The following is an 18,562-nucleotide window of genomic DNA, read 5'->3' as shown; positions in this document are numbered from 1 at the left end:
TGTCAAAAAAGGCTATCTCATCATAGTGAGAAAATGAAATATTACGATCTTATTTTTTATGGAAAGATAAAAAGAAAAACTGATAAATAACAATAGGTAATTAGAATAACTTAATCAATGACAATATAAAAAGGGGGATATTATTGCAAAAAAACAAGTTTAATATAGTTATAATACGAATAAGAGTCATTATTACAAAGAAAGGGCAAAAATAGTGACAGCGCTCCAATTGAGTTTACTTAACTGTATAAACGCCATTTTGGTCATCAGCAGATAGCTAATATTATCTGCCACTATTTCTGCATAATTAGTAATAAATACTAATTATGAGTAAAAACACTCTAGTTTTGACAAACTTCGCTTAATAAATTTTTCATCCATAAATGGCCTTTATCACGCGCTGTTGATTCGTGCCAAATCAAGTAACATGGACGTGCTGTTTTTTCCCAAGGTAACGACACTGCTTTAATATCTAATTGTTCAGAATAATTCTCAACTAACCATCTTGGTGCAATAGCGACCAAATAAGTTCTAGATACAATATTTAATACACTATTTAAATCTGTTCCTTGATAAGTGATTAAATCTTCCAATTGAGTATCTTTATAATAAGGCGCACTAAATGAACCAATATCATCTAAAGAAACAATCGAATGTTGCTCATTTAATAACATTTCTTGGGTCACACTCTCTTTAATACGAGGGTGTTTATTAGAAACGGCCAAAACAACTTCGTCATTAAATAGAGGTTGTGAATGAAACTCCGCCTTTTCAAATTCCTTATAGCTAATAAAGAACTCAATCTCTTGATATTTTAATTGGTGTTCTATATTACTATTTAAATAAGACTTAATATTAACGTTAATATTAGGTGTCTCATTTTTAATTTGTTCAACTATTTTGGGTGCTAGCTTTATATCTAGCGGGCTACAAATAGATAAATTAAATATACGTTCACTCTGTTCTGGTTCAAATCCTGCACCAGGAAGTTCGTTATGAACCAATTGTAAAGCTTGTCTGACTGGACCAAAAAGTTGTTTAGCTCTTAATGTAGGTTGAATTCCTCGTCCATAGCGAACAAATAATTCGTCATTAAACATAACCTTAAGGCGAGATACAGCATTACTTACTGCGGGTTGTGACATGCCCAGTACTTGTGCAGCACGGGTAACATTTTGCATTTGCATAACAGCATCAAATACCGTTAATAAATTAAGATCAACATTACGTAAATGCATATCTGCTGATTCTCTGCTGGTAACTGTTGCTGATGTGTAATCCGTCATTTCTTACTCCACTATGTTATCATAATAGGCAAATAAATATTATTAACCGAGAAATTGTTAATAATAGATAGACTTTAACTATTACTTAAACTATTTATTAAAATTTATTATTCATCATCCATGCATACAACTAAACACATAAATTTCATATCAATAAAAAAAGACATTTCATATAAAAATAAAATTGATATTAAAATTACATGTATAGAAAATGATTATATCAATATATATTACAACCTGTTTTACTTTCTGCCTTGCAAATAATAAAACAAAGTATGATAAAAATCATAATAAAATAATGTGTCTTCATTCCTAAAATAGATATCCGATATCTATTTTTTGTCATAATACAATGATTTTTATTCTTACATTCAAAACGTTGCTCACATTTATCAATCATCCCTTCCCTAACACTCTCTTTTTTATCAATCAACCAGCTGATTAAAAAAAAAGCAAACAATTGTTTAATTTTTCATTTCACTCTTTTTCAAACAACATATGGAACATTAACCCAATCAATGAATGCTTAATAGTTATAATCATTAGTAAAAATTTAGATATTAGCCAGAATCACTATGAAAAACTTACAAATAACACTGACAAATGAATTAATAAATTCCAACGCTTGACATCTTTATTGGTATTAGGTATCAATAAATAAAGATTATTGAGAACTTATCTAAGGATGTTTCATGTTAAACGCAATTTTACTATCAAGCCTACTACTACTCGCAACGTTTATGCGCGGTCGGCTTATGGGTAAAAAGTGAAACACACCTGCCCTTAGAGAGAAAACCCGCGCTAGTCGCGGGTTTTTTTATACCTGGGAGAGCGCAAACAGCAAATAAGAAAGAGTAAGGAACAGATTATGAGCAATAACGTGATTATTTTTGATACCACATTGAGAGATGGCGAACAAGCATTGCAGGCGAGCTTAAGCGTAAAAGAGAAGTTACAAATAGCTTACGCTTTAGAACGTTTAGGTGTGGATATCATTGAAGCGGGCTTTCCTGTTTCTTCTCCTGGTGATTTTGAATCCGTACAAACCATTGCGCGCGAAATCAAAAACAGTCGCATTTGTGCATTAGCACGCTGCGTTGATAACGATATTGATGTTGCAGCAGAGTCATTAAAAGTCGCAGAAGCTTTTCGTATCCACGTATTCTTAGCAACCTCGGCATTGCATGCTGAACATAAATTGAAGAAATCGTTCGAAGATATTATTGAAATGGGCGTGAACTCAATAAAACGCGCTCGTCGCTATACCGATGATGTGGAGTTTTCTTGCGAAGATGCAGGTCGTACTCATATCGATAATTTATGTCGAATTGTTGAAAATGCAATTAATGCTGGTGCAACCACCATCAATATTCCAGATACAGTAGGTTATACAACGCCTTATCAGTTTGGAGGCATTATCACCAATTTATTTGAGCGTGTTCCCAATATTGATAAAGCCATTATTTCTGTTCACTGTCATGATGATTTGGGTATGGCTGTCGCTAACTCCATAACTGCTGTACAGGCAGGAGCAAGACAAGTAGAAGGAACTATTAATGGCTTAGGCGAACGTGCAGGTAACTGCGCATTAGAAGAAGTCATTATGGCGATAAAAGTCCGTGAACAAATGATGAATGTTCAGACACGAATTAATCACAAAGAAATTTATCGTACCAGTCAATTAGTCAGCCAATTATGTAACACGCCAATTCATGCTAATAAATCTGTTGTTGGCTCCAATGCATTCGCGCATTCCTCGGGTATTCACCAAGATGGTGTTTTGAAAAACCGTGAAACTTACGAAATCATGACTCCGGAATCTATCGGGTTAAAAGAAGTGCAATTGAATTTAACTTCTCGCTCAGGTCGTGCCGCAGTTAAACATCGAATGGAAGAGATGGGTTATCGCGAAACAGATTATAACTTGGATACTTTATATTCTGCCTTCTTACGTTTGGCAGATAAAAAAGGTCAGATCTTTGATTACGATTTGGAAGCTTTGGCATTTATAGGACAACAACAACAAGAACCTGATGTGTTTGTAATGAATTATTTTAATACCCAATCAGGTTCATCAACCGTTGCTACCGCGAGTGTCAGCATTACTCATGGAAATAAAGAAATTACTGAAGCGGCAACGGGTAATGGTCCCGTCGATGCGGTTTATCAAGCCATCTCTCGCGCAACAGGTTATCCATTAAAGTTAGTTACTTACCAATTAACAGCTAAAGGTGAAGGCAGAGACGCCTTAGGACAAGTTGATATCGTCGTTGAATATCAAGGTCGTAAATTTCATGGAATGGGTTTAGAAACTGACATCGTAGGTTCATCAGCAAATGCCATGATCCACGTTATCAATAGCATTTGGCGCTCAGAGCAAGTCGAAATAGAAAAACGCAAACAACATACAACACAAGAAGCGGTTTAATTATGTCAAAAAATTATCATATTGCAGTATTACCCGGAGATGGTATTGGCCCTGAAGTCATGACTCAAGCACAAAAAGTGATGAAAGCTGTTAGTGAGCGTTTCTCACTCAATATCACAACCAAAGAATACGATATCGGTGGCATTGCCATTGATAATCATGGCACTCCATTACCTGCAGATACCTTAGCCGGTTGTGAACAAGCTGATGCAATTTTATTTGGTTCCGTCGGCGGTCCTAAGTGGGAACATTTACCTGCAAATGAACAGCCAGAACGAGGGGCTTTATTACCTTTACGTAAACATTTTAAATTATTCTGCAATTTACGCCCTGCTCGCTTATATGAAGGTTTAGAAGCTTACTGCCCATTACGTGTTGATATTGCACAACGTGGTTTTGATATTTTATGTGTACGTGAATTAACAGGTGGTATCTACTTCGGACAACCTAAAGGCCGTGAAGGTGAAGGCGCACAAGAGCGCGCTTTTGATACTGAAATTTATCATCGTTATGAAATTGAACGTATTGCACGCTTTGCGTTTGAATCAGCACGTAAACGCCGTTGCAAAGTAACCTCAATTGATAAAGCCAACGTATTACAAAGTTCTATATTATGGCGTGAAGTTGTAACGGAGATCGCAAAAGAGTACCCCGATATAGAAATTCAACATATGTATATCGATAACGCAACAATGCAGTTAATTAAAGATCCTGCCCAGTTTGATGTGTTGCTGTGCTCCAATATTTTTGGCGACATTTTATCTGATGAATGTGCAATGATCACCGGCTCTATGGGAATGTTGCCATCTGCAAGTGTTAACGAAGAACGCTTTGGTTTATATGAGCCTGCTGGAGGCTCTGCTCCTGATATAGCAGGTAAAAATATTGCCAACCCTATTGCACAAATTCTGTCTGCTGCGCTGTTATTACGTTATAGCTTTAATGAAGATAATGCAGCTCAAGCGATTGAAGATGCTATCACTCAAGTATTAGCAAAAGGCTATCGCACCGCCGATTTAGCAGGTGATGGTAACGCAATTACAACGACCGAAATGGGTGATCGTATCGTTCAGTATATTCGAGAAGGGGCATAATATGGGTAAAACATTATATCAAAAAATTTATGATGCACATGTTGTCAGAGAAGTGAATGATGAAACGCCCATTTTATATATTGATCGACATTTAGTGCATGAAGTGACATCGCCCCAAGCCTTTGACGGCTTAAGAACAAAAGGTCGCGCTGTTCGTCAACCAAATAAAACCTTTGCAACAATGGATCACAACGTATCAACACAAACTAAAGATATTAATGCTTGTGGTGATATGGCAAGAATTCAAATGCAAGAGTTGATGAAAAATTGCCAAGAATTTGGTGTCACACTGTATGACTTAAACCATCCTTATCAAGGTATTGTTCACGTAATGGGACCAGAACAAGGGTTAACTTTACCGGGAATGACTATTGTTTGCGGTGATTCACATACCGCAACTCATGGCGCTTTTGGTTCATTAGCTTTTGGGATTGGTACTTCAGAAGTTGAACATGTTTTAGCGACTCAAACCTTAAAACAGTCTCGAGCTAAAACATTAAAAATCGAAGTCCAAGGACAAACCGCGATTGGGATCACGGCAAAAGATATCGTATTAGCCATTATCGGCAAATTAGGTAGTGCAGGTGGTACAGGCTATATTGTTGAATTTGCGGGTGAAGCTATTGAAGCCTTAAGCATGGAAGGTCGAATGACCTTATGTAACATGGCCATTGAGATGGGAGCCAAAGCAGGCTTAGTTGCACCTGATGACACCACTTTTGACTATTTAAAAGGACGTCAATTTGCACCTAAAGGTCAATCATGGGATGAAGCCGTTGCTTACTGGAGAACCTTAAAGTCTGATAATGATGCTACTTTTGATGCTACTGTCACTATTAATGCAGCAGAGATTGCGCCACAAGTCACATGGGGTACTAACCCAGGGCAAGTGATTGCTATTGATCAAATAGTCCCGTTACTAAATAGCTTTAATGATCCCGTAGAGCGTGCGTCTGCCGAAAAGGCCTTGGCTTATATGGGATTAAATGAAGGCGTTAACTTAACAGATATTGCTATCGATAAAGTCTTTATTGGCTCTTGTACAAACTCACGTATTGAAGATTTACGAGCTGCTGCTGAAATTGCCAAAGGCCATAAAGTTGCCTCTCATGTTCAAGCGATTGTCGTTCCGGGATCAGGTCCCGTTAAAGCCCAAGCAGAAGCCGAAGGTTTAGATAAAATCTTTATTGAAGCAGGTTTTGAATGGCGCTTACCGGGCTGTTCAATGTGTTTAGCCATGAATAACGACCGATTAAATCCGGGCGAACGCTGTGCATCCACCAGCAACCGTAACTTTGAAGGCCGACAAGGTCGTGGAGGTCGAACACACTTAGTTAGTCCTGCAATGGCGGCAGCTGCGGCTATTCATGGTCATTTCGCAGATATTCGTACATTTGCAGTGGCATCTTAAAGGAGACATGATGAATAAATTTACTCAACACACGGGTATTGCGGTTCCTTTAGATGCTGCAAATGTGGATACCGACGCCATTATTCCTAAGCAATTTTTGCAGAAAGTGACACGTACAGGCTTTGGTAAACATCTGTTCCATGATTGGCGTTTTTTGGATGATGAAGGCACTCAGCCTGATCCTGCATTTATTTTGAATCAGCCAATTTACCAAGGTGCTTCTATTTTATTAGCACGAGAAAACTTTGGTTGTGGATCATCTCGTGAACACGCACCTTGGGCATTAACTGATTATGGTTTTCACGCCGTTATTGCACCCAGTTTTGCTGATATTTTTTACGGAAATTCATTTAACAATCAATTATTACCAATCAAATTAAGTGATGATGAAGTCTCACAATTATTTGATTGGGTAAAAGAACATGCAGGTACACCAATTACCGTAGATTTAGTGGCACAAGAGGTCAGAGCAGGTAAATTACGTTTCTCTTTTGAAATCGACTCATTTCGACGCCACTGCATGATTGAAGGATTAGACAGCATAGGATTAACGCTGCAACACCAAGACGATATTAGTGCGTACGAGGCAAAACAACCTGCCTTTATGCGCTAATTAAAGGAATTTTTCACCTTCTTCTACTTTCTGTGATGTTTACTTTGTCATTCTTGCCGTAAATTTATTTACGGCTTTTTTTGTCCCAACCAAACTATCTTCTTATAAATAACCAATAAAAAAGCCAGTGACTAATCATCACTGGCCGGTAATCACCGAATGCTCAAATGGGGGAGTCTGTCAGTATTCATAATTTCTGATAACTAACATAAGAGCTAACTTTAAACATAGACATTATCGGTCTAATATAAGGAAATTAAAATTGATCACTTTATTAAGGGATTTCCTCTTTTATGACCTCACCCCGCTTAGAGTTACAATTTATTCGCTTATGGCAAGCCTTTCAGGGAAAGACAACCGAAACAACGCTACAAGAATTAGCGCAAACCCTGCATTGCACACGGCGTCATGTCCGCTCTTTATTAAATAAGATGCAAGAAATAGGTTGGATAAATTGGCAAGCAGAAGTCGGTCGAGGTAAAAAATCTACGCTTATTTTTCATTCTAATGCGCTTGAAATCCAACAAAACCGCGCAGAGAAACTAATAGAAGAGAATGATATTGAAAAGCTTGTCGCACTAATGGGTGATAAAGATTCTGTACGCCAAATGGTGCTCTCACAAATTGAAAAAAGCTTTCATCCTGGTCAACAATTGCTACGTATTATTTACTACCGTTCCTTTAAAAATTTATTACCAGGAACACCATTAAGACGCTCTGAATTACATTTAATGAGCCAAATATTCAACTCATTAGTCCATTTAAAAGAGGAAAATGGGGAAATAGAAGCTGAATTAGCTCATCATTGGCAAATGATCACAGAACAACATTGGCGATTTTATTTACGTCCTTCTATCTATTTCCATCATGGTCGTGAACTCACTCTTGAAGATATCAGCACTTCTTTAATGAGAATGAAACACTGCAATCCTCTTTATGCACATATAGAACAAATTTCTTCGCCTCAACCTTATGTACTCGATATTTTCTTAAGCGAGGCTGATAAACAATTTGCAACGTTATTAGGTAGTCCACAAGCTGTTATTTTGCCACAAGAATGGGCATCTCTTCCCTCTTTTGCACAACACCCTATTGGAACTGGCGCTTATCAAGTTATCGCTAATGATAGGCATAAACTACAAATCAAAGCCTTTAATCGCTATTTTGGCTTACGAGCATTATTAGATGAAATTGATATTTGGGTAGTTCCTGAATTGAATAAAAAGATGGTTTGTTCAACTATTCATTTAACAGATGATGATACCAACAAAGATTCACTAGAAAGCCGCAAAGAAGAAGGGTGTTATTTTCTGCTCTATGATAGTCGCTCAAAGCTATGCCAACAGACTGAAATAAGGGAATGGTTAAGCAGTGTATTAACTCCTGTTAATATGCTGACGCATTGTGATCCTTTCTATCAACGCCATTGGTCTCCTGCTTATGGATTATTACTTCATTGGCATCACAGTAAATTAATACGCCACCATCCTAAACCTACTTCATTAACAAAACTAACCGTCACGCTTTATAAAGAGCATCATGAATACAGCACTATTGCAGATTTAATAGAAAGTATTTTATCTCAATATGATATTGAACTAACCATTCAAGTGCTTGATTACGAACAGTGGTATTACGGTGAAGCTAATAGTGATGTTTGGTTAGCGACCGTGAATTTTTATAAACCTTTAGAGTTCTCAATTTTTGCTGCACTTTATGAATTACCACTCTTTCACCAATGTTTGGGAGCATCGTTTTCACAAGAGCTCACTTTATGGCACCAAAAATCTTTGCCACTTGAAGAGTGGTGTCGCCAGCTAACACAAGATATTTGGCTTTATCCCCTATTTCACCATTTACTAGAGCTACAAGGGCAGAGAACCATACGTGGTGTCAAAATGAATACTTTTGGTTGGTTTGATTTTAAATCAGCGTGGTTTACACCTGATATCGATACTCCTAGGTTAAAATAGGTTATCGTCTCTTTTCAGTATTCAGATTAGCCATGGTTTACATTAATTCACAGAAACCTTGCAAGTTATAAACACCCATATAAACGCCTAGGGGATTTATTCACTTTTTCTGTGGATATCCATGTGAAAAAGAGTGAGATAATCAGGGTATAGTTTTTGTATTGTTAGAAAGGCTGTTGATATAAATTTTAAAATATCACTTATAATTCAAATTAATAGCAACGTTTTAATGCCTATTTCAGCGATTGAATAAAACAATTAAAGGTCCTACCCGCTCAAATCGTACAAAAAACAACCACAGAGCATTTTATCCACAGGTTATGCCGATTAGTTAGACAAAATAGGGTAATTTTGGTAAATAACTGCAAAAGTCAAGGCTGTAAATCAGAACAGTGATCTCACTTTCTGTGAGTTATCCCATAAAGCTGTGGATAACCTAGTGTAAAAGCCTGTTTATGATTTCAGGATAACCGTGCACAACTTGAAATTATAAATATCAATTGGCTAATTAACTCAAAAAAATGATGATATATCATGCTATTATGATTTAAATAAAATAAAGCGAAATACATTATCAACAACCTGCTTTTTCTGTCTATTATTTATACAAGAAGATAATAACTATGTTTACACCACCAGTCACACCCGAAAATGAGCAAGTTTTATTCGAACGAGCAAAAGCGCTTGCGGGTTATACTTTTGGTGAACTAGCCGCTTTTGCACAACTACCTATCCCAATTGATCTTAAAAGAGATAAAGGCTGGGTAGGTATGTTGTTGGAATATTATTTAGGTGCAAGTGCAGGTAGCAAACCTGAGCAAGACTTTAGTGAATTGGGTATTGAACTCAAAACCATTCCAATTGATAGATTAGGCATGCCTTTAGAAACTACGTTTGTCTGTGTCGCAGCATTAACCGGAAACAGCGGTATTACATGGGAAAATAGCCATGTAAAACGTAAACTCTCAAAAGTGTTATGGGTGCCTGTCGAAGGAGAAAGGGAAATACCATTAGCACAACGCCGTGTTGCCTCTCCATTACTTTGGAGCCCTAATAGTACAGAAGAAGAACTATTACGTCATGATTGGGAAGAGCTAATGGATATGATAGTGTTAGGTAAAGTAGAAAGCATTACTGCCCGCCACGGACAAGTCTTACAAATTCGCCCCAAAGCCGCGAACAGTAAAGCATTAACAGAAGCTATTGGTGAAGATGGACAACGTATTATGACATTACCCAGAGGCTTTTATTTAAAAAAGAATTTTACCGCTCCACTGCTTGCTCGTTATTTCCAGCTTTAACATTATCGTATTTAAGATATTTGTTATCTGTAAAACAGCCCCAAAATCTAAATTGGAGCTGTTTTTTTAAGTTATGAGGTCTCAATGATTAAAAAGATCACAACTGTTTTTCCACTAATGCTAAAGGTGACCATGTCGATAATGAAATGGTTTCGTGATTATTCACGGCAGTAAATTGTTGCTGATTGAATATAGCCATCTCTTGGATAATATTAGCCAGCCCTTGTAATGAAAGCTCTGAGGGTGTTTTAGTAATCGAAATAGCAGTTTTCTGTTCTTGTTCATTAATCTCATTTTCCGCCGTTTCTACAATTAACGTAAATTGCTTATCTTGGGTTTGGTATTGTGTATTATTTCCCACTTGAGACGAAAGCAAAGTTTCATTTTCCGCCAATCCAGTCACTAAAATATGGCTGTTTTTTCCTTCATCATAAATCGTCACACGACTTTGCCGTTTTTGCACTACATATACATTGTTACCTTCACCACCACTCAGATAATCATGACCAAATTGAGAAATTAACAGATCGTTGCCTTCACCTCCACTCAAGCGATCATTACCTTCTCCGGCAATTAAAATATGGTGCCCTGTATTGACAAGAATATTGTCATCCCCTTTACCACCATCAATAACTGAGCTCACATTATTATTATTAGCAATAATGTCATTACCATCACTCAATTCAAGAATAGGTAATAAATCAATTAATTCTTTGGGTTTCTCTGCAAGTGTGGCTGACAATAGTGTTGAATTAGACAAATTAACAGCATAGGCAGATAATGCTTCTTTATTTAAAATAAGTGATTCAGGGATCACCAAAAAATCATCACTTTCACTTATAGTTAAATTCAAATTAACCACAGGCATAAGTAAGTTTGAATGACTATCTTTAGTGGGCAATGTAAAAACAATATTATCTTTATCTATTAATTTAATAGTCAGATTTGTATCGACAATTTTATTTAATAGTTCTTGTTCAAAATATAACGTTAAATAATCATTTGGAAGATAGCGATGAGATAAAAGGCCATCTTTAAATGTTAAATCAAAGCCACTTATATCTGTTAAAAAGAAATGGTTTACATCATCTTTAGTAAATTTATCAATATAATCAGAAAATGAAATATTTACCCTTTTATTTTTACTCTTGGTTAAAAATGTCTTTATTTGATAACTGTCATTTCCCTGACTTAATTTAATGTATGAGTTAGCCTCAATACCAAAATAACTATTATTTTTATTATTCCCATGAATACCAAATCGTAAATTTTTTCCAGATGAGAAACCACTGTATTTTAATTCTGGTAATAACTTTATATTTCTACTCTGATCTTTAAAAGCAGTAATAACTAAATTACTATATTCATTAATATAAAAATCCTCAATGACTAGTTTTGATTCATTATATTTTTCTAAATAACTAAACTTGTATAATGTTTTATCTTTAGTATTTTCATCCAAAGTAAGTACAAAGCCATCTTGAGTTATTAATGTATAATGATGTAAAGGCGTATTATTTACAGAATCATCATAAACATTTCTTAATGTTACAGAATGATAAATATGTTTTCCCTCTTGTCTGTCATTATCAATTTTAAAATCAAAAATAATATCTTTTTTATTACGTTTTATTGAAATAATCTCATCAAAACAATAATTAAATCTTACAACACTAGAACCTAATTTACTATTTTCATTAATAATAGTTTCAAACCATTTATTATAACTTTGCTCTAAGAATGATCTCAAAATAATATAACTATCATTTCCCTCACCGCCCTCAGCATAACCTTCATTTAATACCAGTGTATCATTACCGCCTTTACCATATAAAAGATCAACACCACCAGCACCATTTAAATAGTTAGCTTCTTCATTCCCTAAAATATAATCATCCCCAATTTCACTCCCAATAACATTTTCAATACTGTCTAAATAAGCAATAACTTTTTGATCTTGTAACTCAATATTTGGCATAGTATCAATAAGTTTTTTCGAATAAAAGCCACTTTCATTTTGATAAAGATAAAGTTTTGAATGAAAACTTTGGCTATTTGTTTTATCTTCTGAATTTTTAAATTTAACGTAATTATGTTGCAAATTGACTTTATAACCCGTGTATTTACCCGTAGTTTTTATTAGGCGAAGTGTGTCATTTCCTTCTCTACCATAAAAACGACTCGCATAATAAGGTGACTCTGATGTAAATATATTAAATACATCATCTTTTAAACCACCACTTAAGCGTTTAGTACCATTATAAATATCAAATGTATTTTGAGTTATTGAAGGTGCTGCAATAATATCATTACCATTATGTGTATTAAAATAAATTACTGAGTTTTCATGCCAATCTGAAATATAATATTTTTCAATATTATTAGCTTTTATTAATCTATTCTCTAATTTGCTTTCTCCATATTTATTAATCACATACTCTTTAGTTGTTTTACTATTCTTCAAAAAATCCTCGTCCACTATCTCGCCAAAGATAACGTTTGTATCGCCAGAAGCAATTTTTATTGTGTAGCGGTTTAACTCATTAGCATAGAAATCCACATCAAAAATAAGCTTTTCATCTGTGGCAATCGCTTCTTTAGGTAAATAATATTTATATTCTGTTTTTTTTGCAGATAGGTGAGGGTAAAGCGCCGAAATTTCTTCCGCTTCTTGCTGGCTAATATTTTGTGATATACGTTGAGAAATAAAATCTTTTGACGGCATTAAAATAGAATCAACTGTTTCTCCTATTAATATAGGAATAATTTTATAATAATAATACTCTTGATAGATATGTTTTTCATTTGTATAAAAATACCCACTATTTGAACTTTGTTTTTTTATTTCTTCAAAATGAGTTAGTGCTTTTTTATCAACCATCTCTTCAAGTTGATTTTCAGTATCTAAATATGTTAACTTATTTCTCTTATCTGGCGTAATATCTCCCATAAGAAAGACATAAAAACCATTATCTAATTCCTCCATAGACGTAAAACTGACTTGTTTTTTTGCCTCTTCAATTAATCTTACTGCATTATAAATTGAAGTAGCCAATGCTATCAAAGCACCCGCGACAATACCAATAGGTCCTGCAATGGTTGAACCAGCAAGCATAGCAATAGAAATGCCTACAGTAACAAGCCCTGAAACAACAGCGAATGAACCATTAACGATATAGTCAATTTTCTGCTTTTCATCCGTTTCTCCAGAAATACGGCTAAAATTATCATAAGCATTATAGACGTCAAATCCAACTGAAAGAATATTAAGCGCAATCCCTATTCGATTGCTTATTTTACTTATATATTCCAAAGGATTATGTCGATATCGCAATAATCCTTTTGCTATTGCAATTTCAATTATTTCAGAAACTCCATTAAATGCCATTTCAGACCACATTAATGACAAGTTAGTGATGATTTCTTTTCGCTGCTGTAAAGATATATTGGGATTATTAAGTTGTTCCGCCAAAGAAAATGTATTATTAACAGATTGCCACATCGAATAACCAATATTAGCATAACCTACCTTACTCAATATTTTCATATGTCTAGGTATTTTTAATGAAGGTTTTCTGACACTATCCCAATAATATTCATCAAATGGGGCTTTCTCTAATTCTAGAATTTTAACCAATCGCTCATAGCTTGCAAGATAATCAATACGTTCAGCATTAATTGAAATTAATTTTTTTATGTTTTTCTCTTTATTTTTTAATAACTTTTTAATAATAAAAATAGCTTTTTTATCATTATCTGTTCCTGAAGCACTTAAAAAATAATCATTTATCTTATCTGCATCGAATGTAAGATGAGAATAAGCATTATTTTTCTCAAAAACATCAATCTCCTCTATTTTTTTGTTATTAATTCTCGCGCCTAAACTGATAAGCAGTCTTTTGTCCACTTCGATGTTATGGATCTTTATTTTACCCTCTACAATTTTATTGTTATTAATACCTAAACTCAATTCAAATAAATTATCAGTTGATTTCTTCTCATTTAATATTTTTTTACTTAACTCTCGTGCATCTTTTATTCCAACTGATGATAAAATATCTTTATTGCCATTTAATGAGATTAAATAATCAATATCATTAATAGCAATATTATACTCCTGTTCATTTGAAGCAATATTAAATAAATTAATCAACAATTTATTCTTATCAAACTCATTAAAATAATGAGAAAGTAAATTAGTTGATGCATCACTTAAATAGTTAATCGATTTTGGTACATCATGAATACTATTTATTAATAATTTAACTCTATCTATGTTATCAGTTACAGTATCGTTTAAATAATTAGCATTATAACTGTTTTTCCACTCTTCTAAAGTTATCTTTTTATTTACATACTGATTAAAGGATTTATTTATTAATGGATCATAAATAGCAAGAGATACTTTATTATATAATAAGGTACTATTATCACTAGAGAAAACCTTTGAAATTTTTTTAAAATATTTATGTATCGCATATTCAACTGAAATTTTTCTTTCGATAATCTTATCTATTACATTTTTTATAGTTACCGACTGTAGTGATTCACCACGATAAGATTCAAAAATATTATTCAATTTAAAAGAATTTATTTTTCTTTCCGTTTTTTCACTAAATGTCGTTCTATACTTATCAATACCAATACCTTTTAATTCTCCACTATATAAATCAAATACGGGCTCTTGATAAGATATTTCATTAACAACTTCTAATACAACGTAATTCTTATTATTGATAGTTTTATTGTTTATCACACGAAAGTGTGTTCCTGGTACAATAATTGCTTTTTCTGAAGAGCCTGAATGAAAACTTGTTAATGGTTTCGCATTATGTTTTCCAATAATAGAAATATACACATTATCAGAGGATGATTTCTTTACTTTTTCAATATTACTAAAACCATAAAAAATACCATCAAAAGCAAACAACTTTCCTTTTTTATAATTATTCTTTAAAATATTACCACTTTCAATACTAAATGATTTATATATTGGTGTATTAATATCAGGACATTTAGATAATAAAGAAAAAAAACGAATTAATCTATTTTCATTCGTTTTATTCAGAAAAAGTCCATCCGTCTTAATTAATGAGTCAAGTAATTTATGTCCTATTCTTTCAAACCACTTTATATCTATAATTTTAGAGCGTAATTTATTTTTCTCTTTTACAGCTTGAAGGTTATTTTTATTATTTACCGTATTTAAAAGATCATTTTCACTATTATATTCCGATAATAATAAATTTATTTCATTCTCAGCGAGATTATTATTAAGCTCTATTTCCTGTAATGATGCCTTATTTTCAACATAAGAGCCTTTATTAAATTTATTAAGTGAAGTATCATATTCCAATGTATATTTATCTTTTTTATCTATACTTAACTTTCGTCCTATTTCATTTTTTGTATCAACAAATGTGGTAGATAGTTTTCGTCGTTTTGTAAAAAAATTAACATTGTTCCCATCGTTCCATTTTTCATTTAAAGGAGCAATATAACCTAAATCAATCATAAATTGCTGAAACTTTGAAAACTCATCTGGTGATTGTAATACAACGGTGCCATTATTATTAATATAAAACAAATCATCTAACGTTTGATTTTTTGAATTAAGCGGTTTATCAAATAATGATTTAGGAATAAAAAAAGTGGCAGGGAAATTGTCATGAATTACCGCAAAGGGATTAGCATCATCAGCACCATGATGAACTATTTCCATCCCTATTGGTCTTCCTAATGCTGTATTTAATTCATTTTTTAGTTCTTTTATTTGCTGACTAATAAATCCTAATTGATTTCCTTCATTTTTTTCGTATAACAATTTATCATTGTACAGCATTTTTTGCTTATCAGTTAATTCAGCATAATTCACACTTTGTTTCCATTCCTCCCAAGATACAGGTATATTAACGCGAGTATTCGTTCCTAAATGACTATAAGGATAAATCACCGTAAATAGATCATAATCTGCAATCATTGGTTTATTTGATATAGGATCAGCCATCACCAATACAGGCTCTATCCCAAATTGATTATTATATTGAACTAAATAATACTGCTTATTATCTATAATTGTTAATTCTAAAAAAAATTCATATATTTTATTATTATGTATGACTTCAAATTTTAATGATGTATTTTTATCATAAAGACAATTAATCACTTTACTCTCTATCAATTCGTTCACTCTTTCGGCTGAAAGATAAAGCTCTCTCATAGAGGCAACTCCATTCTTTATTGCATCTGCTACTGCTTCATTGTATTTCAATAGATCTTTTTGTGCCGATGCTTTAGCCAGTGATTGATTGACAGGAATAAAACCAGCCATAGGCCCCCAATCAGAACTTTTTGCCTTAATAGCTAAATTCTTACTGCTATATTCTCCCGATGAAATTAATGAAGTTGAATTAGTATCTATAGGTCTTACGCCAATAATAAGTCCTTTTTCTTCTGCTATTTGAGAAAATATTTTTTGATCTTTACTTGGCATACCTACTTTTACTTTATTTATCTCATTTTTCTTATTATTACCTAATGATTTTAGTGTTTTCTTTTTTTCTATTTTATTTAATTCTGAAAAACTATTATATTCTTTCCTATTCGTGAAGCTAAATTTTTTTACTTTTTTATTTTTATTTAATAATTCATTGTAGATGGCATTATTGTTATAATCCTCGTTAGGATTTTCATAAGAAAAATAAATAGTTGTATTTATTTCCAAATCTGATGGAAAAATAAATTCATTTTTGGGTAAATAACTACTTAATATAATACCTTTTATTTCATTATTATTAGCAATGTTATTTTTATATAATAAAAGTGCATTTTCTCTTTGATCGTTATTTCCATGAATAAAAATATTTTGAGGTAATTGTTCTCTATACTGTAACCAAAGATGTTCTAATAAATCTAACCCTGCATTTTTATTTTTTGACACATCTACAATAAATAGATCATATCCAGCCGCATGATATTCATCTACATATCTAAGGTAGTTCTTTTCTATTTCATCCGTTTCACTCAGAAGAATAATGACATTATCATTTTTTTTAATGCTCTTTCTTTTATTACTTAATGCATAATATGCATTAATTTTATCATTACTTACTTTTTTTAAGACATTTCCCTCTATATTTATAAGTGTAAAGCTATATGATTCGTCATTAATTATTAATGATTTATTTTTTTTCATTTTATATTTTCCATTTAAATAATTTATTTATCTGGAAAATAATTACATTCTTTTATTAATATAAATATAAAAAACAACACACATTAAAGTAAAATTCATAATTATAATAAAATAACGGTTTTATTAAAAAAGCAGCTTCATATTATGAAGCTGCTTTTTTTAGTTGAATCTAAATTATTTGTTAATATTAGTGATATTGCGTTCTTGAATAAAAGCGTCTTGGTGCTTAACTAGTTTATTCGCATCAAACAACGTTACTTTTTAGCCGCCTGCAAATAGAGCATATCAAGTGCAATTGTTGCCCCAGCAAGCGCCGTAATGTCTGATTGATCATAAGCCGGAGAAACTTCAACTAAATCCATACCTACAATATTTAACGGTTGTAATGCACGTAAGATCTTCAGTGCTTTATCAGTTGTTAATCCACCGACAACGGGTGTTCCTGTTCCTGGTGCAAACGCAGGATCAAGACAATCAATATCAAAAGTCAGGTAAACAGGTAGATCGCCAACAATACCTTTGATCTGATCAACAATATCAGTCACACCACGATCGTTAACTTGCGCTGCATCCAATACAGTAAAACCATTGTCACTGTCATGATCAGTACGAATACCAATTTGTACTGAGTGGTTAGGATCGATTAATCCTTCATTTGGAGCATGGAAGAACATTGTACCGTGGTCAAATTTACTACCATTACCATAAGTATCGGTATGTGCATCAAAATGAACTAATGCCATTTTACCAAAGTGTTTTGCATGAGCACGTAATAAAGGTAATGTGACAAAATGGTCACCACCAAATGTTAAACATTTTTTACCTGCCGCTAATAACTTCTCTGTATGAGCTTGTAATTTATCGCTCATATCCTGTGCATCACCGAAGTTAAAAACTAAGTCACCGCAATCGACAACGCTTAAACGTTCACGCATATCGAAATTCCACGGCCAGCGGTTACCTTCCCACGCTAAATTTGTTGAAATTTGGCGAATTGCGCCAGGTCCATGACGCGTTCCTGCGCGACCTGATGTTGCCATATCAAAAGGTACACCCGTAATAACCCAATCTGCATCACTGCTGTAAGGCTGAAAATTCAGTGGAAAACGTAAAAAACCAAATGCATTAGAGATCAATGAATTATCAGTCTCATTACCTAACGTACTATTTTTCATGCTATTACCTCTGTTACCTATTTAAAATAAGCAACATACAATCAATATGATAGATAAAGAGTGATGTTTAAAACATCACTCTTGCA

At 33.3% G+C, this 18,562-nt stretch carries 9 protein-coding genes; 6 read left to right on the top strand and 3 right to left on the bottom strand.

Features of this window, described 5'->3' with window-relative positions:
• Window positions 1-341: 341 nt before the first annotated feature.
• Window positions 342-1,286 carry a transcriptional regulator LeuO gene (gene leuO / locus QSH13_RS05040; protein WP_109396917.1) on the bottom strand — a complete coding sequence of 315 codons (945 nt, stop codon included), beginning with the start codon at window positions 1,284-1,286 and terminating at the stop codon, window positions 342-344.
• Between the two features lie 868 nt (window positions 1,287-2,154).
• Here leuO and leuA point away from each other — a divergent pair.
• The 6 genes from leuA (at window position 2,155) to mutH (ending at window position 10,106) form a co-directional block, all read left to right on the top strand.
• The gene (leuA, locus tag QSH13_RS05035; RefSeq protein WP_286038894.1) at window positions 2,155-3,714 is read left to right on the top strand and encodes a 2-isopropylmalate synthase; all 1,560 of its coding nucleotides are present in this window, start codon (window positions 2,155-2,157) and stop codon (window positions 3,712-3,714) included.
• Between the two features lie 2 nt (window positions 3,715-3,716).
• Complete coding sequence (gene leuB / locus QSH13_RS05030; RefSeq protein ID WP_109406616.1) at window positions 3,717-4,808, top strand: 3-isopropylmalate dehydrogenase; 1,092 nt, start codon at window positions 3,717-3,719, stop codon at window positions 4,806-4,808.
• Window position 4,809: 1 nt separating this feature from the next.
• Window positions 4,810-6,219, top strand: a complete 1,410-nt coding sequence (gene leuC / locus QSH13_RS05025) for a 3-isopropylmalate dehydratase large subunit (protein ID WP_109406615.1) — start codon at window positions 4,810-4,812, stop codon at window positions 6,217-6,219.
• A 7-nt stretch (window positions 6,220-6,226) separates the two neighbouring features.
• Complete coding sequence (gene leuD, locus QSH13_RS05020; protein WP_109396921.1) at window positions 6,227-6,832, top strand: 3-isopropylmalate dehydratase small subunit; 606 nt, start codon at window positions 6,227-6,229, stop codon at window positions 6,830-6,832.
• A 293-nt stretch (window positions 6,833-7,125) separates the two neighbouring features.
• On the top strand, window positions 7,126-8,805 hold the full coding sequence (gene sgrR, locus QSH13_RS05015; protein WP_286038893.1) for an HTH-type transcriptional regulator SgrR: 1,680 nt from the start codon (window positions 7,126-7,128) through the stop codon (window positions 8,803-8,805).
• Between the two features lie 623 nt (window positions 8,806-9,428).
• Window positions 9,429-10,106, top strand: a complete 678-nt coding sequence (mutH, locus tag QSH13_RS05010) for a DNA mismatch repair endonuclease MutH (protein ID WP_109396923.1) — start codon at window positions 9,429-9,431, stop codon at window positions 10,104-10,106.
• 97 nt (window positions 10,107-10,203) lie between these two features.
• Here the strand turns inward: mutH and QSH13_RS05005 are convergent, their stop codons facing one another.
• Together QSH13_RS05005 and speB are read right to left on the bottom strand one after the other, a co-directional pair.
• Window positions 10,204-17,301: an anthrax toxin-like adenylyl cyclase domain-containing protein gene (locus QSH13_RS05005; protein ID WP_286038892.1), complete on the bottom strand. Its 7,098-nt coding sequence runs from the start codon at window positions 17,299-17,301 to the stop codon at window positions 10,204-10,206.
• A 254-nt stretch (window positions 17,302-17,555) separates the two neighbouring features.
• A complete protein-coding gene (gene speB / locus QSH13_RS05000) occupies window positions 17,556-18,476 on the bottom strand; it encodes an agmatinase (protein ID WP_109396925.1) in 921 nt (306 codons plus the stop codon).
• Window positions 18,477-18,562 lie beyond the last annotated feature (86 nt).

The sequence above is a fragment of the Proteus faecis genome (assembly GCF_030286765.1).
GTDB lineage: Bacteria > Pseudomonadota > Gammaproteobacteria > Enterobacterales > Enterobacteriaceae > Proteus > Proteus faecis.
Note: the sequence above shows the minus strand (reverse complement) of the source record. Positions and strands in the feature narration are given on the sequence as shown.

Coding starts and splice junctions, on each gene's coding strand:
- leuD (WP_109396921.1), top strand. CDS start 6,227: ATGATGAATAAATTTACTCAACACACGGGTATTGCGGTTCCTTTAGAT.
- mutH (WP_109396923.1), top strand. CDS start 9,429: ATGTTTACACCACCAGTCACACCCGAAAATGAGCAAGTTTTATTCGAA.
- leuO (WP_109396917.1), bottom strand. CDS start 1,286: ATGACGGATTACACATCAGCAACAGTTACCAGCAGAGAATCAGCAGAT.
- sgrR (WP_286038893.1), top strand. CDS start 7,126: ATGACCTCACCCCGCTTAGAGTTACAATTTATTCGCTTATGGCAAGCC.
- leuA (WP_286038894.1), top strand. CDS start 2,155: ATGAGCAATAACGTGATTATTTTTGATACCACATTGAGAGATGGCGAA.
- QSH13_RS05005 (WP_286038892.1), bottom strand. CDS start 17,301: ATGAAAAAAAATAAATCATTAATAATTAATGACGAATCATATAGCTTT.
- leuC (WP_109406615.1), top strand. CDS start 4,810: ATGGGTAAAACATTATATCAAAAAATTTATGATGCACATGTTGTCAGA.
- leuB (WP_109406616.1), top strand. CDS start 3,717: ATGTCAAAAAATTATCATATTGCAGTATTACCCGGAGATGGTATTGGC.
- speB (WP_109396925.1), bottom strand. CDS start 18,476: ATGAAAAATAGTACGTTAGGTAATGAGACTGATAATTCATTGATCTCT.